The organism is Actinomadura rubrobrunea NBRC 15275, from assembly GCF_001552235.1.
GTDB lineage: Bacteria > Actinomycetota > Actinomycetes > Streptosporangiales > Streptosporangiaceae > Spirillospora > Spirillospora viridilutea.
This window is the reverse complement of record NZ_BCQU01000002.1, coordinates 1-19,082: the sequence shown is the minus strand read 5'-3', so window position 1 is coordinate 19,082 and position 19,082 is coordinate 1. Positions and strand designations below refer to the sequence as shown.

The following is a 19,082-nucleotide window of genomic DNA, read 5'->3' as shown; positions in this document are numbered from 1 at the left end:
GATACAGCGTCGGATACAGCGTCGGGGACCGCGTGGTCGGGACGTCGCATGCGCCACCTCTACCCGTTTGCGAATTCCAAAACGTCCATGCCCGCCATCGACCTCTGGCCGCCATGAATTTTGCGCAAAGAAATGAAGTGACATGTCGGCCGTGTCGGACGGTGGATATCGACCGTCGGGTGTTCCTCCGACTCTCCAGGGGGAAGCTCCGGGCAACGGCGAAGCAAGCTTTTCTCCAAGAACGCCCTGAGGGGACCGGTGTGACGGAGGGGCTTCGCCGACCGGCGCCTGCCGCCGGAGCGCCGTAACGTACGGGTCGGCGACCGGCGGCCCCGCCCGCGTATTCGGCCTCCGACGGCCGGGCGGCGGCCCCGCGGCGGGGGTCGCCAGCAGCCGCGGACGGCGCCTAACGTGCCATTTGTGAGGGCAATTCGACGATTCACCGTGCGCACCGCCCTGCCGGAGCCGCTCCGGCCGCTGGAGGAGCTGATCCTCAACCTGCGCTGGTCGTGGCACCACGAGACCAGGGACCTGTTCCGTTCGGTGGATCCCGCGCTGTGGGACGCCGTCGGGCACGATCCCGTCCGCCTGCTGGGCGAGGTCGCCCCGGAGAGGCTGGAGCGGCTGGCCGGCGACCGGCGGTTCCTGCGGCGGCTGGACGACCTCGCGGAGGAGCTGCGCGAGTACCTGACCGCGCCCCGGTGGTACCAGTCCCTGGGCGCGTCCGCCGATTCCGGCGGTCCCGCGCGGGCGATCGCGTACTTCTCGCCCGAGTACGGGATCACCGCGGCGCTGCCGCAGTACTCCGGCGGGCTGGGCATCCTGGCGGGCGACCACCTCAAGAGCGCCAGCGACCTGGGCGTGCCGATCATCGCCGTGGGCCTGCTGTACCGGCACGGCTACTTCGCCCAGTCGCTGTCGCGCGACGGCCGGCAGCTGGAGCGCTATCCGCCGATCGACCCCGACGGGCTGCCGCTGACACTGCTGCGCGAGACCGACGGCGCACCGGTGCGCGTCACCATCGGGCTCCCGCAGGGGCGGCGCCTGCACGCGCAGGTGTGGCTGGCGCGCGTCGGCCGGGTCCCGCAGCTGCTGCTGGACTCCGACGTCGACGACAACGACCGGGCCGCCCGCGACGTCACCGACCGGCTGTACGGGGGAGGCGGCGACCACCGGCTGCTGCAGGAGATGCTGCTGGGGATCGGCGGCGTGCGCGCCATCCGCGCGTACTGCCGCATCACCGGGCACCCGGCGCCGGAGGTGTTCCACACCAACGAGGGCCACGCCGGGTTCCTCGGCCTGGAACGCATCCGCGAGCTGGTGGCGGAACAGGGGCTGACGTTCGACGAGGCGTTGGAGGCGGTGCGCGCCGGCACGGTGTTCACCACCCACACTCCGGTCTCCGCGGGCATCGACCGGTTCCCGCGGGAGCTCGTCGAACGCCACTTCGGCGGCGACGCCGAGAACCGCGACGTCCCGCTGGAACGCGTGCTGGACCTGGGCGCCGAGACCTACCCCGACGGCGACCCCGCCGTGTTCAACATGGCGGTCATGGGCATGCGGCTGGCGCAGCGGGTCAACGGCGTCAGCCGGCTGCACGGCCTGGTCAGCCGGGAGATGTTCGGCGGCCTGTGGGGAGGCTTCGACACCGCCGACGTCCCGGTCGGCGCGATCACCAACGGCGTGCACGCGGAGACCTGGGTGGCCCGCGAGATCCTGGACCTGGTCGCGCGCGAGGCGCCGTCGGTGGTGGAGGCCGGCAAGGGCTGGGAGCGGCTGCGGCACCTGCCCGACCTCGAGCTGTGGCGGGTGCGCCGCGCCCTGCGCGGACGGCTCGTCGCGGAGGCGCGCCGCAGGCTGCGCGCGTCGTGGCGGTCGCGCGGCGCCGGCGAGGCCGAGACGGCCTGGATCGACGAGGCGCTCGACCCCGACGTGCTGACGATCGGGTTCGCCCGCCGCGTCCCGTCCTACAAGAGGCTCACGTTGATGCTGCGCGACCCCGAGCGGCTGCGCGCGCTCCTGCTGCACCCCGAACGGCCCGTGCAGATCGTCATCGCGGGGAAGGCGCACCCCGCCGACGAGGGCGGCAAGCGGCTCATCCAGGAGATGGTGCGGTTCGCCGACGGCGAGGACGTGCGGCACCGCATCGTGTTCCTGCCCGACTACGACATGGCGCTCGGGCGGCTGCTGGTGCAGGGCTGCGACGTGTGGATGAACAACCCGCTGCGGCCGCTGGAGGCGTGCGGCACGTCCGGGATGAAGGCGGCGCTCAACGGCGGCCTCAACCTCTCCATCCGGGACGGCTGGTGGGACGAGTGGTACGACGGCCGCAACGGCTGGGCGATCCCGTCGGCCGACGGCCTGGACGAGCCGGACCGCCGCGACGCCCTGGAGGCGGCCGCGCTCTACGACCTGATCGAGGACCAGGTCGCGGTGCTGTTCTACGACCGGGACCCCTCCGGCCTGCCGCGCCGCTGGATGGAGATGGTCAAGCACACCCTCGCCGCCCTCGGCCCGAAGGTGCTGGCCTCGCGCATGCTGCGCGACTACGTCACCGAGCTGTACACCCCGGCCGCGGCCGCGTCGCGGGCGATGCGCGCCGACGGGTACGCGGGCGCCCGCGAGCTGGCGGCGTGGAAGCAGCGGGTCGCCAAGGCCTGGCCGGGGGTGGCGGTGAAGCGCGTGGAGGCGGACGCGGCGGAGGGCCCGCACGTCGGCGGCCGCCTGTCCGTGCGCGCCGTCGTCGAGCTCGCCGGGCTGGACCCGGCCGACGTGGCGGTGGAGGCGGTCTACGGCAGGGTCGACGAGTCCGACACGCTGCTCGACCCGTCGTCCGTGGAGCTCGCCCCGGCCGAGCCGGACGACGACGGGCGGGCGTGCTACGTCGGCGAGGTGCCGCTGCGCAGAAGCGGCGCGTTCGGCTACAGCGTCCGCGTCGTCCCGCGGCACCGCCTGCTGGCGCACCGCGCCGAGATGGGCCTCATCGCCCTGCCTCCGGAGCCGAACCGTGTACCCAACGGCGCATTGCGGTGACGCCGCGTCCATAATCCGGCGATAATCCCCGGATTATGGGCAGCTTTCTGCGCGTCGGTTCGGTGGCGGGCGCGACCGCCGTCGGCTTGGTCTTGGGCGGCGGGGCCGTGTACGCGGTGAGCGGCGGCTCCGCGGAGGAGGACGACCCCGTCCGCGCCGTGCGCTCGCCGTGCAATCTGGCTGCCAGGGAGCTGCTGGACGACGTGGTGCCCGACCCCGTCGTCCTCTCGTCGTCGCGGCTCGCGGAGCCGGGGAGCGAGTGGTGGACCGGTGCGGACTGCGCCCTCGCCCCGAAGGGCGCGTCGGAACGCGCCCTGACCCTGCGGCTGGAAAGGGTCGGCCCCCGCAGCGAGGACGTCGAGCCGGGGAAGAAACGGAAGATCGTGGTCCGGCCGGGGACCGAGGAGGCGCGCTCGAGGTTCGACGCCGCCCTGTCCGAACGGTCGCGGCCCTGCGCGCTGCAGGTCGTCCCCGGCCTCGGGGACCAGGCCGCGGCCTGCGAGGGGACGGACTATGACGACGAGACCCCGGCGTACCGCCTGCTGGTCCGGCGCGGCGATCTGCTCCTGAACGCCGTCGGGACGGGGGAGGCCGCCCGGCGGCGCGAACCGCTGCGGCGGCTGGCGGTGAGCGTGCTCGAGGCGGCCCGATGAGCCAGGCGTCGCTGCGGGAACTCGCCTCCACGCAGACCGGACGGATCGTCCTGGGGCTGTTCGGGGGCGTCACGGTCGGCGCCCTGACGGTCATCGTCGGGCAGATCTCCGGCCTGCTGCCGCTGGGGGAGCCGCGGACCCTGCCCGCCCCCTGCCGGCCGGCGTCCGTCCACGCGCTGGTCCCCGGCGGCACGGTGGTGCGCAACGACGGAGGCCGCACGTCGGCCGAGTGCGGGGCGATGGCCGAGCCGCCCCGTCCCGCGCGGCTGGAGGTCATGGTGGAGAAGGCGTGGTCGTCCGGCAGGGCCGAGGCCGACCACCGCCGCGGATGCGCGTCGCTGGCGGGGCTCGGGCCCGTGGGGCGCCCGCCCGGACTCGGGGACGTGGCGTGCGCGGCCACCGACAGGGGCGTGCTGCCCGAGACGACCGTGCTGGTGCGGCGCGGCGCCCTGCGCGTCACCGTGCGGTACGCCTCGGCCGCCAAGGACGCCGCCTCCGTGGAGCGCGACGCGGTCGCCGCCGCCCGCCGCGTCACCGCGTCGCTCTGAGGACCGCGAGGCGGGGGACGGCGCCCCGCGAACACGGCATATCGTGCAAGAGGCGTGATGAGGGGAACAGTCCAGAGAATCGGTCGACTGCGCGGGCGCCGACAGGATGGGCGACAGGATGGGCCCGTGCCGTCCGCCGTGCCGTCCCCCGAACGCGCCGAGCGGTGGGCGTGGCCGCTGCGGGGCCGCCGCGCCGACGCGGCGCTGGCCGCCGGCCTGTTCGCCGTGACGGCCGCGGTCGTCCTCATCGAGCTGGCCCACGGCGCCGGGCTCGGCCCGATCCCCTGGCTCGGCTGGCCGCTCATGATGATCGCGTGCGGGGCGCTGTACTGGCGGCGCGTCCGCCCCGTGACCGTGGCCGTGGTGACGCTGCTCGCCTGCCTGGTCTACTTCCCCAAGACCGAGCCGGACGGGCCGCTGCTGCTGACCTTCGTGGTCGCGCTCTACACCGTCGCCGCGGAGGGCCCCCTGGCCGTCGCGGTGCTGATCGGCCTCGTGGCCATGGGCCTGGTCGCCCTCGGCGAGCTCACCAGCACCGTCAACCACCTGCAGGACGCGGCGATGTGGATGCTGGCGGGCTGGTTCGTCGCGGTCATCGCGGTCGGCGGCGTGGTGCGCAACCGCCGCGCCTACCTGCGCGAGGCCGAGCGCCGCGCGCTGGCCGCCGAGCGCGGCCGCGAGGAGGAGGCCCGCCGCCGCGCCACCGAGGAGCGGCTGCGCATCGCCCGCGAGCTGCACGACGTGCTCGGCCACAGCATCTCGCTGATCAACGTGCAGGCCAACGCGGCGCTGCACGGCCTGCAGCGCGACCCGGGCGGCGCCGAGGCCGCGCTCACCGCGATCCGGCAGGCCAGCAAGGACGCGCTGCGCGAGATGCGCGCCGTCCTGGGGGTGCTGCGCCAGGTCGACGAGACCGGCCGGGACGCGGGCGCGGCGCCCGCCGCGCCCGGTCTGGCCCGCCTGGAGGAGCTGACCGGACGCGCCGCGGCGGCCGGGCTGGCCGTGCACGTCCGCGTCGAGGGCGCGGAGCGGCCGCTGCCGCCCGAGGCGGACCTGGCCGCCTACCGGATCGTCCAGGAGTCCCTCACCAACGTCACGCGCCACTCCGACGCCGCGTCCGCGCGGGTGCGCGTCCGCTACCGCGACGACGCGCTGGAGCTGGAGATCGAGGACGACGGCCCCGCCGCCGCGAACCCGTCGCCGGGCGGCGGCACCGGCATCGACGGCATGCGGGACCGGGCGCGGGCCCTGGGCGGCGAGCTGACCGCGCGGCGCCGCCCCGGCGGCGGCTTCCGCGTGCGGGCCCGGCTGCCGCTGCCCGCCGGCCGTTCCCCCGCGTCCTGACCGTGCGGGCGGTCGCGGCGGGCGGCGCCGCCGGGGCACCATGAGGGGGCGGAAAGGTGGAGGGCTCATGAAGGTGTTCGTCTCGGTCGACATGGAGGGCGTCTCCGGTCTGACCGACCCCGAGGAGATGCGCGCCCCCGGCCGCGGCTACGAACGCGGCTGCGAGCTGATGACCGCCGACGCCGACGCCGCCGTCCGCGCGGCGTTCGACGCCGGCGCCGACACCGTGGTGGTCACCGACGCGCACGGCATGGGCCGCAACCTGCGCGCCGACCTCATCGACCGGCGCTGCACCCTCGTGCGCGGCCCGTACAAGCCGATGCGCATGGCCGAAGGGCTGGACGCCACGTTCGACGTGGCGCTGTACGTCGGCTACCACGCCCGCGCCGGAGCGCCGCGCGGCGTGCTCAACCACACCTGGATGGGCCGCGAGATCCACAACGCCTACCTCAACGGCGAGGTGGCGGGGGAGATCCGGCTGATGGCCGCCTACGCGGGCACCCTGGGCGTGCCCGTCGGGCTCGTCACCGGGGACGAGGCCGCCTGCCAGGAGGCCCGCGACGTGCTCGGGGACGTGACGACGGTCGCGGTGAAGAAGGGCTGCGACCGGTACGCCGCCGAACTGGTGCCGCCCGCCCGCGCCCAGGAGATGATCTACGACGCGGCGCGCCGCGCCCTGGCGGACCCGGACCGCTGGCGCCGGTACACCGTGCCCGCCCCCTACACCTTGGGCATCGAGTGGAGTTCGACGTCCATCGCCCAGTCCTGCGCGGTGATCCCCGGCGTCAAGCTCGCGGGCCCGCGCACCACCGAGTTCACCACCGACGACTACGCGGAGATCGTCGGCCTGCTCGGCGTGTGCGCCACCATCGGCGGGCAGGTCGGCTGCACCGGCCTGCACTACGACTGACGGCTGCGACCGACGGCTGCGACCGACATCTGCGACCGACGGCCGCGAGGACCGGGCGCGCGGGGCCGACGTCACCGCGCCCGGGTCAGCACAAGCGCGCCCCGACGTAACAGAAATGTCGCCTCATTCGGTGATGACTATGTGAACGTCGGTGCAGTCGTCCCTCACGAGCCCTCCGCGGTGCTGCTCGACCCCGCGCCGCTGTCGGCAGCGCAGCGCGCCGGTCACGCCTGCGCGGTCTGCGAGAAGCGATGGCCCCGTCCCACGGTGCGGCTGGGCGACCTGCCGGACGGCGCACCCGTCCTGGCCTGCGCCGACTGTGCCGAGCCCCCTCACTAGAGGGCGAGACGCCCCACCCGAGGACGGCCTGCGTCGCCCCCGCGGTCAGTCGTCGCGGCGTTCGTCGAAGTCGAAGTCGGCTGAGGCGAGCGCCTCGTAGGCGGGCGCGAGGACGTCCGCCAGATCGCGGCGCCGGATCCGCACCGGCGGCGGAGCGGCCACGCGCAGGATGAACCCCGGGGGTACGGGCGGGGCCGGCGGACGCTCGCGCAGGCGGGCCAGCCCCGTCGGCGCCGTCCAGAAGCCGGACGGCGACAGCGGCTCCTCGGTCGGGCCGTCCGCGTCCAGCGGGTCGGGGCCCGCGGCCGGGAGCCGCCGCAGCGCCGTGAGCAGCTGCTCCTTGGTGCGGCCGTTCCACTGCAGCACCAGGAACGGGTCGTCGTCGAACGCCTCGGCGAGCAGGTAGAGCACCGCGGCGGCGTGCTTGCAGGGGTCGCCGTAATCCGGGCAGGTGCACATCAGGTGCAGGTCGGCCGCCGACTCGGGGAACAGCGACAGCCCCAGCCCGGCCAGCACGTCCTCGATCTCCGGCGGCATCTCCCCGGCCAGCAGCCGCGCCCGGAACACCGCCCGGGACGCCAGCTCCGCCTCCACCGCCCGCCACTCGGCCTCCGTCAGGGCGTCGATGCCGACGGCCACCTCGTACGGCTCCTCCACCGAGCCCTGCACGCGCGCCGTCACCTCGAACGGCGCCACCTTGAGGTCGATCACCTGCCCCCGGCGGGCGTAGGCGCGGCCGCGCTGGAGCCGTCCCGTGTCGCCGGACGCCTCGATCAGGTCGATGAACCGCCGCGACCACCACCGCGCGCCGATCGAGCCGCGGCGGGTGCGGGCGCGGATGCCGCCCTCCACCGGGATCGGGGGGCGGTACTCGGCGAACCCGCTCATCAGTCGCTCACCGCCTCGGGGGACAGGCGCAGCACTTCGCGCAGCTCGGCGACCGACAGCTCGGTCAGCCAGTCCTCGCCGGCGCCGACCACCGACTCGGCCAGCGCCTTCTTGCGGTCGATCATCTCGTCGATCCGCTCCTCCAGGGTGCCGACGCAGATGAGCTTGCGGACCTGCACGTTCTTGGTCTGGCCGATGCGGAAGGCGCGGTCGGTGGCCTGGTCCTCGACGGCCGGGTTCCACCACCGGTCGACGTGCACCACGTGGTTGGCGGCCGTCAGCGTCAGCCCGGTCCCCGCCGCCTTCAGCGACAGCAGGAACACCGCGGGCTCGTCGTCCTCCTGGAAGCGCCGCACCAGCTCGTCCCGCTGCCGCCGGGACGTGCCGCCGTGCAGCCACAGCACCGGCCGCTCCAGCCGCGCCGCCAGATACGGCCGCAGCATCGCCCCGAACTCGGCGTACTGGGTGAACACCAGCGCCTTCTCGCCCTGCTCGACCACCTGCGCGCAGATCTCCTCCAGCCGCTCGAGCTTGCCCGAGCGGCCCGGCAGCCGCGACCCGTCCTTGAGCAGCTGCGCCGGATGGTTGCACACCTGCTTGAGCCGGGCCATCGTCGCCAGCACCAGGCCCCGCCGCTTGTCCTCGTCGCTTTCGGCGATGCGCTGCAGCATGTCGTCGAGGGTGGCCTGGTACAGCGACGCCTGCTCGGCGGTCAGGTTGCAGTAGACCTTGATCTCCTGCTTCTCCGGCAGGTCGGAGATGATCGCCTTGTCGGTCTTGAGGCGGCGCAGCACGAACGGCCGGGTGGCGCGCCGCAGCGCCTGGGCCGCGGCCTCGTCCCCGTCCCGCTCGATCGGGATCGCGAACCGCTCCCGGAACGCCGCCCGCGGCCCCAGCAGCCCCGGATTGGCGAACTCCATGATCGACCACAGCTCCGTCAGGTGGTTCTCCACCGGCGTGCCGGTGAGCGCGATCCGCGTGCGCGCCGGGATGCCGCGGATGGCGCGGGCCTGCCGGGTGCCGCTGTTCTTCAACGCCTGCGCCTCGTCGCACACCACCCGCTCCCAGGCGACGCGCGCCAGCATCGCCGCGTCGCGGGCCGCCGTGCCGTAGGTGGTGACGACCAGATCCGCCTGCGCCGCCGCCCGGACGAGATCGTCGTCGCGGTGCCGCCCCGTGCCGTGGTGCACGTACACGCGCAGCTTCGGCGCGAACCTGGCCGCCTCCCGCTGCCAGTTGCCCACCAGCGACATCGGCACCACCAGCAGAGTCGGCCCCGGCGGGCCGTCCCCCCGCACCTCCTCCCGCTCATGCACTAGCAGGGACAGCACCGAGACCGTTTTGCCTAGCCCCATGTCGTCGGCGAGGACGGCGCCGAGGCCCAGGTCGTTCATGAACACCAGCCAGGCCAGCCCGCGCCGCTGGTAGGGGCGCAGCTCGGCGCACAGCCCGTCGGGGGTGGACAGCGGCGCGAGGCGGCGGTCGGCCTCGCCGGACAGCAGGTCGCCGAACGCGCCGTCGGCGTCGACGTCGATCAGGGGCAGGGCGTCGTCGCCGGCGTGGACGACCGCGCGCATCGCCTCCGCGGCGGTCATCCGGCCGCGGCGGGGACGGCGCAGGAAGTCCAGGGCGGCCTGGAGCTGCCGCTCGTCCAGTTCGACCCACTGGCCGCGCAGCCGCACCAGGGGGGTCTTGAGGCGGGCGAGCTCCGCCAGCTCGGCCTCGTCGACGGTCTCGTCGCCGATGGCCAGGTCCCACTGGAAGTCCACCAGGCTGCGCAGGTCGAACCCCGACGACGTCGCCGCGCCCGAGTCTTCGCCGTCCCGCGTGCGGGTGGTGAGCCGCATGCCGAGCTTCGCCTTGCCCGCCCACTGCGGCAGCAGCACGCCGAAGCCGGCCGCGGCCAGCATCGGCGCCGCCTGCCGCAGGAAGCGGAACGCGCCCGCCGTGTCGAGGAGGAGCTCGGACGGCGTGGGGGAGTCGAGCGCGGGCGTCAGGTCGGGGAACAGGCGCAGCGCCCGCCCGAGGCCGGTGAGCAGCGTCTCCTCGGCGTCGGCGATCGACGTCGCCTCGCCCGCCCAGACCGTCGCGGCCGGGACGTACAGGCTGGGGTCCTCGGTGCCCTGCAGCGCGAACTCCACGCGCCAGACGTCGTCGTCCTGTCCGCCGTCGTCCCGCCCGCCGTCGGCGTCCCGCGGGTGTTCGGCGCCCGCGGGGGAGCCGTCCTCCGCGGCGCCGGGCTCGATCAGGCGGAAGCAGACGCGCAGCGGCCCGGCCGGGCGGCGGGACGCGGCGGCCCAGGCGTCCAGCTCGGCGATCAGGTCGTCGGGGTCGTCGCCGGGCTCGCGCGCCACGCGCGGGTCGGGGCCGGTCAGCGCCTCCACCCAGCGCTCGGACAGCGGGACGCGGTCGGGCACCTTGCCGCGGCGCGGCGGCAGGAGCGGGTGCGGCACCACGCCCCGCACCACCGTGTCGACCAGGCCGGACAGCGCCTCGCGCAGCACGTCCGCGGCGGGGCGCCCGCCGTCGGCGGCGCGGCAGGCGGCGGGCATCGCGCGCGCCAGGTCGGCGATGCGGGCCGGATCGTCCGGGACGGGGCGCCACCGCGCGACCAGGTCGCCGTCCTCGCGCACCAGCGCGGGCAGCACCTGGCCCCGCCCGGCCAGCCGCATCGCCTCGTCCGCCAGCAGGCACAGGAACCGCAGGTCGCTGCCGGGCACCACGTCGGCGCTGTGCTCGGCCAGCTGCAGCAGCGTCATCGCCGGGAACGGCTCCAGCACCAGCGCGGGCACCCGCCAGGGCCGCAGCTCCTCCGGGACGACGCCCTCGGCGCCGCACTCCGGGGACGGCAGCGGGTGATCGCCGTGCGTGGGCAGCGACAGCGTCAGCTCGACCCGGAACGCGCCCTTCACCAGCGGCTCGTAGGAGGTGCCGGTGAAGTCGCGGGTGGCGAACGGGTGCACGTCGGGATCCCGCGCGTCGGGACGGGCGGCGTACGGGCCGGTGCGCTCCGCCCACAGGCAGAGCGCGCCCCCGTGCCAGGTGGCGTGCGCGACGAGCATGGAACGTGAAACCCCGAGACAGCCGGTTGCCGAGCGTCCCCGACGCTACCAGCGAGGACCGACGCTTCCGGCGGATGCGGGGGACGGGAGGCGGCCCCGCCGACGGGCATGGTTAGGCTTCGGGGCGTTGTCCGATCACGGGAGGTCGTTGTGGGCGAGTTCGTGCGCGTCGAGGTGGAGGACGGCATCGGGACGATCCGGCTGGACCGGCCGAAGATGAACGCGCTCAACGCGCCGATGCAGCGGGAGCTCGTCGAGGCGGCGCGGGAGGTCACCCAGGACGAGAGCGTCGCCGCGGTGGTCATCTACGGCGGGGAGCGGGTGTTCGCCGCCGGCGCCGACATCAAGGAGATGGCGCCGCTGACGTTCGCGGAGATGTCCGGCGCGCCGTCGCGGCTGCTGCAGGACTTCACCAAGGCCCTGGCCGCGATCCCCAAGCCGGTCATCGCGGCGATCACAGGGTACGCGCTCGGCGGCGGCCTCGAGGTGGCGCTGGCCGCCGACTTCCGGGTGGCCGGCGAGGGCGCCAAGGTCGGCTTCCCCGAGATCCAGCTCGGCATCATCCCGGGCGCGGGCGGCACCCAGCGGCTGGCCCGGCTGGTCGGCCCGGCCAAGGCCAAGGACCTGATCTTCTCCGGGCGGCACGTCGCCGCGGCCGAGGCCCTCGCCATGGGCCTGGTCGACCGGGTCGTGCCGGACGCCGACGTCTACACGGCCGCCCGGGAGTGGGCGTCGACGTTCGTCGGCGGCCCGGCGCTGGCGCTGCGCGCCGCCAAGCAGGTGATCGACGCCGGCCTGGAGGTCGACCTGGAGACCGGCCTGGAGATGGAGCGCACGCAGTTCGCCGCGCTGTTCGCCACCGAGGACCAGGCGATCGGCATGCGCAGCTTCATCGAGAAGGGCCCGGGCAAGGCCGTCTTCACCGGCCGCTGATCCGCGCCCCGGGCCCGGCCGGCGGCGTTCCCGCCGGTGCACATGGCCGCGGCAGGTCCGTGACAGCCTCAGTCAAAGGGCTTGTCAACGGATACGATCGGCCGCCATGCGAAGCCCCTTCCCCCCGGGCTCTTCCCGCACCGCGTACCGCACCGCTCTCGTCACCGGCGCGTCCAGCGGCATCGGCGAGAGCTTCGCGCGCCTCCTGGCCGGGCGCGGCACCGACCTGGTGCTCGTCGCGCGCTGCGCCGACCGGCTGGACGAGCTGGCCCGCGAGCTGGTGGAGCGGTACCGCGTGGCGGTCGAGGTGCTGGCCGCCGACCTCACCGACCCGGCGCAGCGCGGCGAGGTGGAGCATCGGCTGCGCGCCGACCCGGTGGAGCTGCTGGTCAACAACGCCGGGTACGGCGCGTTCGGGGCGTTCGCCGAGCAGCCGCTGGGCGACCAGCTCGACCAGGTGGAGCTGAACGTGGTCGCGCTGATGCGGCTCACCCACGCCGCGCTGCCCGGGATGATCGAGCGGGGCCGGGGCGGAGTGCTGAACGTCGCGTCCATGGCGGGGTTCGCCCCGTCGCCCGGCAGCGCCGTCTACGGCGCCACCAAGAGCTTCGTGGCGGCGTTCTCCGAAAGCCTGCACGCAGAGCTCGCCGGGACGGGCGTGCACGTGACGGCGCTGTGCCCCGGGTTCACCCGCACCGACGAGACCCGGGAGCCCAACCTGCTGTGGCTGCGCCGCGAGGACGTGGCCCGCGCGGGACTGGACGCGGTGGCCGCGGGGCGTGCGCTGTGCGTGCCGGGGGCGCAGTACAAGGCGGCGCTGCCCGCGTTGAAGGTCATGCCGCGTTCGCTTCTGCGGGCGGCGGCCAACCGCATGTGGCGCCAGGCCGCCGAGACGCGCTGATCTGCTTCGGGTGGCGCACCCGGCACGAAGCGTTCGGGGCGGCGGCACGGCGTGTCGCGCCAAGTGGGCGGCAAGAAGCGGCCGATCGTGGTTCCCCCTCCTGTCCGGTGAGGAACGTCCGCCCCGTTCCCGACGTCACAACGGGTATGGGGACGCCACCGCGACTCGGCGCGCACCGGCTGTTGGGCGAGATCGGCCGGGGCGGCACCGCCGTGGTGCATTCGGCGATCGACGCCTTCGGGCGCGAGGTCGTGGTCAAGCGGCTGCGCCCGGAGATCGCGGCCGACCCGGCGGCGCGGCGCCGCCTGGCCCGGGAGATCGCCGCGCAGCGGCGGGTGCGCAGCCCCTACGTGCCGCGCCTGCTGGACGGCCGGGCGGACGCCGACCCGCCGTACCTGGTCATGGCCTACGCCCCGGGCTGCCCGTTGAGCGAGCTGGTGGCGGGCCACGGGCCGCCGCGCCCCGACCGCCTGCGGCGGCTGGCCCGGCGGCTGGCGCTGGCCGTGGCGGCGGTGCACGACGCCGGGGTGCTGCACCGCGACGTCTCCCCGGGCAACGTCATGGTGCACGGCGAGCGTCCCGCGCTCATCGACTTCGGCCTCGCCCACGACGCCGCCGAGGCGCAGACGACCCGCCCCGGCATGGTCGTCGGCACCCCCGCGTACCTGGCGCCCGAGGTGATCGAGGGCGGGCCCGCCACCGCCGCGTCCGACGTGTTCGCGTGGGCCGCCACGATCGCGTTCGCCGCGACGGGGCGGCCGCCGTTCGGCCGGGGACCCCTGGAGGGCGTCTGCCTCCGCATCGTGAGCGGGACGGCCGACCTGGAGGGCGTCGAGGAGCCCCTGGCCGGGCTGCTGCGGCTGGGGCTGGACCGCGAACCGCGGCGGCGGCCGTCCGCGCGGTGGTTCGCGGGGGCGCTGGCACCCGCGGGCATGGGCGCGCCCGGACGCGGGCGGTGCGCGGCGGCATGAGGACGGGCGGGGAGGACAGGCGAGTGAGGACACGTCAGCCAGAGGTGCCGTTCCGATGGATCCTGCCTCCGGGATGGGTGAGGGTAGGGTTTCGTCAGCGATGAAGGGGGTTGTCACGTCCGGGGACCAAATAGGCCAATACCGCGTACTCCAGACACTGGGGGAAGGCGGCATGGGCGTGGTGTACCTCGCCGCCGACCCCGAGGGGCGCAAGGTGGCCATCAAGGTGCTGCGTCCCGCTGTGGCGGGGGACGCCACCGCCCGACGGCGGCTGGCGCGCGAGGTCGACTCGATGCGGCGGGTGCACAGCCCGCACGTCGCGGAGATCCTCGACGCCGACGTCACCGCGGACCAGCCGTACATCGTCACCCAGTACGTCCCGGGCCGCACCCTCGAAGAGACCGTCGAGGAGGAGGGGCCCCGCTACGGGCAGGCCCTGCAGCGGCTGGCGGTCGGCCTGGCCTCGGCGCTGTCGGCCATCCACGGCGCCGGGATCGTGCACCGCGACCTCAAGCCGGCCAACGTCATGCTCGTCGACGACGAGCCCATCGTGATCGACTTCGGCATCGCGCAGGCCGCCGACGCCACCCGGCTGACCGCCACCGGCATGGTGATCGGCACGCCCGGCTACCTCGCCCCGGAGATCATCGAGGGGGAGGACGCCGGACCCGCGTCCGACGTGCACGCCTGGGGCGGGACGGTCGCCTTCGCCGCCACCGGACGGCCGCCGTTCGGCTCCGGCACCTTCGAGGCGATCTTCTACCGGATCATGCAGGGCACGCCCGACCTGGACGGGGTGCCCGAGCCGCTGCTGCCGGTGCTGCGCTCGGCCATGGCCCGCAACCCGGCCGAACGGCCCACCGCGGTCAGCCTCGTGCAGCTGATCCGGCGCATCCACTTCGAGGCCACCATCACCGACACCACCCGGGTGGACGAGCACTACCCGAGCCCGGAGAGCACGACCCGGCAGACGGACGCCTCGTCCGATCACTCCCGGGTGTTCTCCATGCCGGCGCCGTCCCAGCCGCCGCCGGGGCCCGCCCCGTCCGAGCCGCTGCCCGCGCCGACGCCCGCCCCCGCCCCCGCACAGCCGAAGGACTTCGAAGGCCTCCTTCCGCCGGCGGCGCCTCCGCCCGCCCCCGGCCCGTACGACACGACCCCTTACGCTCCCGCCTCCTACGAACCGGCCCCTTACGAGCCGAACCCCTACGAGACGTCTCCGTACGACCAGCGGACGTACTCCCCGTACGGCCCGGCTCAGAGCCCCCCGCCCCGCACCCAGCCGCCGGAGCAGTTCCCGCCGCCCGCGCCGTACGACCCCTACAACCAGGGGACGAGCCCGACCGACCTGGAACGGCGCGGCCCGGCCGACGCCGCGCGCCGCCCGGACGACCAGCCCAGGAGCAAGCCCTACGGCTGGTATCGGGTGCTCAGCTTCCTCGTCCTGGCGGCCCTGCTGGGGTTCGCCAACATCGCGCCTCTGCTCGCCGTGGGCGTGACCGTCGCGGGAGTGCTGCTGCTGCGCATGGCGGACAAGGCGGCCCGCGGCATGGAGGACAAGCGCACACGGCGCGGCCCGAGGTCCGGCGACGCGGTGGCGGCGGCGTTCAAGACCCCGCTGCACCTTCCGGGGGCGGTGCTGGTCACGGGGCTGCTGACGTCGCTGGCCGTGTTCGCGGGCCTGATCCTGCTGGCCGCGCTGATGTTCGTCGTTCCCGACATGACGGCCTCGCGGGCCATCGCCTACAGCAGCATGGCCGTCATCGTCCTGCTCACCCTGGCGCCCGGCAGCGCGCCGCCGCGGCGGCAACTCGCGCGCATCTGGGGCGCGGTGCTGCCGCGCACGGAGGCGGCCCTGGGCGCGGTGCTCATCCTGGGCGTCTTCACCGGGGTGCTGGTGTCGCTCTCCCGGCAGCAGCCTCCCGACACCACCCCGCTGGACGGGATGAGCCAGTCGCTGGAGAGCCTGCGCAGCGACGTCGACGACCTGATCGCCGGATTCCCGTTCTTCTGAGCGGGCCCTGCGCGTGCGGCCGCTCGGTAAGGTGGCGATCCGATGAGCGGGGAGACCAGGCAACTACGGCAGATCGGCCCCTATCGGCTGCTGGCCCGGCTGGGCGGCCCCACCGGAACGGTCTACCGGGCGGCCGATCCCGGCGGGCGCGACGTGGCGATCCGGGTGCTCGCGGACGGCGCGGCCGCGCTCCCGCCCGAACGCCTGCACCGCGACATCGAACGCATGCGCCGGGTGCAGAGCCCGTACGCGGTGGACGTCCTGGACGGCGACGCCGCCGCCGACCCGCCCTATGTCGTCAGCCGTTTCGTGCCAGGGCGGGCGCTCGCCGACGTGGTGGCCGAGCAGGGGCCGCTGCGGGGCGCGGCCCTGCACCGGCTCGCCCTCGGCATGGCCAAGGCCCTCGCCGCCGTCCACGAGACGGGCCTCACGCACGGCGCCCTCGGCCCCGACACGGTCCTGGTGATCGACGGCGCCCCCGTCATCATCGACTACGGCCTGAACCCGCACGACGAGGGCGCGGCCCGGGATCTGCGCGCGTGGGCGCGCACCGTCGTCTTCGCCGCGACGGGCGACCGCGGCGTCGCCGACGCCGACGCGATCCCGGACGTCGCGGACGTGCCGGACGGCCTGCGGCCGGTGCTGACGGCGGCGCTGTCGGCGCGGCCGCCGTCCGCGGCGGAGGCGGCCGACGCGGTCGCGGCCGTCGACGCTGGGCCGTCCGCGCCGCCGCCCCCGATCCCCGTCCCGGCGGCCGCGGGGCAGGGCCCGGTGATCTCGGCGCCCGCGGCGGCGACGGTGTTCGGATCCGGTCACGCGGCGTCGGTCGTGCGCGGGTGGGCGCGGCTGCTGTCGGCCATGATCGTGGTGGTCGCGGTGGGGCTCGCGATCACGCTGCCGCTGGCGGGGACGCTGCTGTCGGCGGCCGCGGTGACCGCGCTGCGCTGGTCGGCCGCGCTGGGCGTCCGCCGCCGGCTGCTCGCGCTGGTCCGCACGGCGGCGACGCTCCCGTACGCGGCGGTGTTCGCGCTGGGGGTCGGCGGGGGCATGGTCGCGTTGTCGGCGCTGCGCGTGGAGATCGACCCGCTGGAGGTGTGCGCCTTCGCCGCGGGCGCCGGGGTGTGCGCGCTGTGGACGGCGCCGGGCGTCACCGCGCCGTACCGGCAGCTGGAGCGGCGGTGCGCGGCCGTGGCCCGCTCGCCGCGCCGGCTCGCCCTGGCCGGGGTCGCGCTCGGCATGCTGGCCTTCCTGGCCGTGGTGGGCGCGATCTCCCTGACGCCGAGCTTCGCCCCGATGTACGGGCTGCAGACGTCCTTGGAGAACACGGTCGGGCGCCTGCAGGCCGCCCTGCACTGACCGGCCCCGGCCGCGCGCGATGCGGTCAGGATCACCCGGCGCGTCCGGGGCGCCTGGAGCGGTCCGGCGCCGCGGGGCGGGGGCGTCCAGGGCGAGTTTGCGCGCTGATTACCCGCGGGTAACATGAGGCGTGCAGCCGGAAAACCGTCCCCCGGGGCCGAAGCCCGTTCGGGAGTTTGGCAGGCTGTGAGGCATCAGCCCGTCGCGTCGACCCGTCCCAGGGGCGGCGCCTCCGCCGCTTGATACGCGGCCGAACTGAGTGCAGGGAGGTCGGCCACCGGCCATGAACATCGTCGTCCTGGTGAAGCAGGTTCCCGACACCGAGAGCCCGCGCAAGCTCAAGTCCGAGGACAGCACGTTGGACCGTGCCGCCGCGGACGGTGTCATCAACGAGCTCGACGAGTACGCCATCGAGGAGGCGCTGCGCATCAAGGAGGCCCACGGCGGCGAGGTGACCGTCCTCACCATGGGCCCCGACAAGGCGACGGACTCGATCCGCAAGGCCCTGGCCATGGGCGCGGACAAGGCCGTGCACCTCGTCGACGACGCCCTCGCCGGCTCCGACGCGCTGCAGACCTCGTACGCCATCCAGCAGGTGCTCGGCCGCACCGGGTTCGACCTGGTGGTGCTGGGCTCGGAGTCGACGGACGCGCGCACGGGGCTGCTGGCCGCGATGCTGGCCGAGCGGCTCGGCGTGCCGCAGCTGTCGCTGGCCAACAAGGTGGAGATCAACGGCACGTCCATCACCGTGCAGCGCCAGACCGACTACGGCTACGACAAGGTCGAGGCGACCCTGCCCGCGGTGGTCAGCGTCGTCGAGAAGATCAACGAGCCGCGCTACCCCTCGTTCAAGGGGATCATGGCGGCCAAGAAGAAGCCGGTGGAGACGCTCGGCATCGCCGACGCCGGCATCGACGCCGGACAGGTGGGGCTGGCCAACGCGGCCACCGCGGTCGTGGACTTCGCCGAGGCCCCGCCGCGCAGCAAGGGTGAGATCGTCACCGACGAGGGCGACGGCGGCATCAAGATCGCCGAGTTCCTCGCGTCGAAGAAGTTCGTCTGAGCGGGGAAGGGGACTAGCGAACCGATGGCCGAGATTCTCGTCCTCGTCGACCACGTCGACGGTGAGGTCAAGAAGGTCACCCTCGAGCTGCTGACCCTCGCGCGGCGCCTCGGCGAGCCCGCGGCGGTCTGGGTCGGCCCGGGCTACGAGGGCGCCAAGGACAAGCTGGCCGAGTACGGCGCCGCCAAGGTCTACGTCGCCGCCGACGAGGAGCTGACCTCCTACGTCGTCGCCCCCAAGGCCGCGCTGCTGGCGCAGCTGGTGCAGAGCGCCTCGCCCGGCGCCGTGCTGGTGTCGGCGACCGGCGAGGGCAAGGAGGTCGCCGGGCGCCTGGCGGTCAAGACCGGGTCCGGCGTGCTCACCGACGTGGTGGACGTCGCCGAGGGCTTCGTCGGCGAGCACTCGATCTTCGGTGGCGCGATCATCGCGCACGCCAAGGTCACCAAGGGCACGCCGATCATCGCGGTGCGGCCCAACGCGATCGCGCCCGAGGCCGCCCCGGCCGCCCCGGCCGAGGAGCAGGTGTCGGTGACCCTGTCGGACGCCGACAAGGCCGCCAAGATCGTGGAGCGGGTCGTCCAGGAGAAGGGCGAGCGCCCGGACCTCACCGAGGCCGCGATCGTGGTCTCCGGCGGGCGCGGCGTCGGCAGCGCCGAGAACTTCAAGATCATCGAGGACCTGGCCGACGCGCTCGGCGGGGCCGTCGGCGCCTCCCGCGCCGCCACCGACGCCGGCTGGTACCCGCACCAGTTCCAGGTCGGCCAGACCGGCAAGACCGTCTCGCCGCAGCTGTACATCGCGGTCGGCATCTCCGGCGCCATCCAGCACCGGGCCGGCATGCAGACCTCCAAGACGATCGTCGCCATCAACAAGGACCCCGAGGCGCCGATCTTCGAGCTGGTCGACTACGGCGTGGTGGGCGACCTGTTCCAGGTGGCCCCCCAGCTGACCGAAGAGATCAAGAAGCGCAAGTGACCGTCCGCGCGACGCCCCGCCCGGCCGCGGCCCGGCGGGGCGTCGCCGTGTCGCACGCGCCGTGGGCGGCCCTGCGCCCGCGGCGCCGCGCC

Annotated in this window: 15 protein-coding genes; 13 read left to right on the top strand and 2 right to left on the bottom strand. The window is 74.8% G+C overall.

What is annotated here, in order from left to right; genetic code table 11:
- The first annotated feature begins 420 nt into the window (after window positions 1-420).
- The 6 genes from glgP (at window position 421) to AR3_RS00825 (ending at window position 6,827) form a co-directional block, all read left to right on the top strand.
- Entirely contained in the window at window positions 421-3,033 is a 2,613-nt protein-coding gene (gene glgP / locus AR3_RS00850) for an alpha-glucan family phosphorylase (RefSeq protein ID WP_067906929.1), read from the top strand.
- 35 nt (window positions 3,034-3,068) lie between these two features.
- Window positions 3,069-3,686 carry a hypothetical protein gene (locus AR3_RS00845; protein ID WP_067906927.1) on the top strand — a complete coding sequence of 206 codons (618 nt, stop codon included), beginning with the start codon at window positions 3,069-3,071 and terminating at the stop codon, window positions 3,684-3,686.
- Window positions 3,683-4,234 (top strand): hypothetical protein, encoded by a 552-nt coding sequence (locus AR3_RS00840; protein ID WP_067906925.1) that lies wholly within the window; start codon window positions 3,683-3,685, stop codon window positions 4,232-4,234. The genes AR3_RS00845 and AR3_RS00840 overlap by 4 nt, the downstream gene beginning before the upstream one ends.
- Window positions 4,235-4,360: 126 nt before the next feature.
- Window positions 4,361-5,578 (top strand): sensor histidine kinase, encoded by a 1,218-nt coding sequence (locus AR3_RS00835; RefSeq protein WP_227023134.1) that lies wholly within the window; start codon window positions 4,361-4,363, stop codon window positions 5,576-5,578.
- A 67-nt stretch (window positions 5,579-5,645) separates the two neighbouring features.
- Window positions 5,646-6,488: a M55 family metallopeptidase gene (locus AR3_RS00830; RefSeq protein WP_067906923.1), complete on the top strand. Its 843-nt coding sequence runs from the start codon at window positions 5,646-5,648 to the stop codon at window positions 6,486-6,488.
- Between the two features lie 141 nt (window positions 6,489-6,629).
- Window positions 6,630-6,827 (top strand): hypothetical protein, encoded by a 198-nt coding sequence (locus AR3_RS00825; protein WP_067906921.1) that lies wholly within the window; start codon window positions 6,630-6,632, stop codon window positions 6,825-6,827.
- Between the two features lie 45 nt (window positions 6,828-6,872).
- On the opposite strand, the gene AR3_RS00820 is transcribed toward AR3_RS00825, so the two are convergent.
- Together AR3_RS00820 and AR3_RS00815 are read right to left on the bottom strand one after the other, a co-directional pair.
- A complete protein-coding gene (locus AR3_RS00820; protein ID WP_067906919.1) occupies window positions 6,873-7,715 on the bottom strand; it encodes an SWIM zinc finger family protein in 843 nt (280 codons plus the stop codon).
- Entirely contained in the window at window positions 7,715-10,777 is a 3,063-nt protein-coding gene (locus tag AR3_RS00815; RefSeq protein ID WP_067906916.1) for a DEAD/DEAH box helicase, read from the bottom strand. Before AR3_RS00815 ends, AR3_RS00820 begins: the two co-directional genes overlap by 1 nt.
- A 150-nt stretch (window positions 10,778-10,927) precedes the next feature.
- Here AR3_RS00815 and AR3_RS00810 point away from each other — a divergent pair, with 150 nt between their 5' ends.
- From AR3_RS00810 to AR3_RS00780, 7 genes are all read left to right on the top strand, one after another.
- The gene (locus tag AR3_RS00810; RefSeq protein WP_067906914.1) at window positions 10,928-11,710 is read left to right on the top strand and encodes an enoyl-CoA hydratase/isomerase family protein; all 783 of its coding nucleotides are present in this window, start codon (window positions 10,928-10,930) and stop codon (window positions 11,708-11,710) included.
- A 106-nt stretch (window positions 11,711-11,816) separates the two neighbouring features.
- A complete protein-coding gene (locus tag AR3_RS00805; protein ID WP_067906912.1) occupies window positions 11,817-12,611 on the top strand; it encodes an SDR family NAD(P)-dependent oxidoreductase in 795 nt (264 codons plus the stop codon).
- A gap of 146 nt (window positions 12,612-12,757) precedes the next feature.
- Window positions 12,758-13,582, top strand: a complete 825-nt coding sequence (locus AR3_RS00800; protein WP_083950805.1) for a serine/threonine-protein kinase — start codon at window positions 12,758-12,760, stop codon at window positions 13,580-13,582.
- 55 nt (window positions 13,583-13,637) lie between these two features.
- Window positions 13,638-15,596: a serine/threonine-protein kinase gene (locus tag AR3_RS00795; RefSeq protein WP_083950804.1), complete on the top strand. Its 1,959-nt coding sequence runs from the start codon at window positions 13,638-13,640 to the stop codon at window positions 15,594-15,596.
- Window positions 15,597-15,638: 42 nt separating this feature from the next.
- Window positions 15,639-16,952, top strand: coding sequence for a protein kinase domain-containing protein (locus AR3_RS00790; RefSeq protein ID WP_067906906.1), 1,314 nt, complete (start codon window positions 15,639-15,641; stop codon window positions 16,950-16,952).
- A 283-nt stretch (window positions 16,953-17,235) separates the two neighbouring features.
- Window positions 17,236-18,015, top strand: coding sequence for an electron transfer flavoprotein subunit beta/FixA family protein (locus tag AR3_RS00785; protein ID WP_067906904.1), 780 nt, complete (start codon window positions 17,236-17,238; stop codon window positions 18,013-18,015).
- A 24-nt stretch (window positions 18,016-18,039) separates the two neighbouring features.
- Window positions 18,040-18,990 carry an electron transfer flavoprotein subunit alpha/FixB family protein gene (locus AR3_RS00780; protein WP_067906902.1) on the top strand — a complete coding sequence of 317 codons (951 nt, stop codon included), beginning with the start codon at window positions 18,040-18,042 and terminating at the stop codon, window positions 18,988-18,990.
- Window positions 18,991-19,082: the final 92 nt, after the last annotated feature.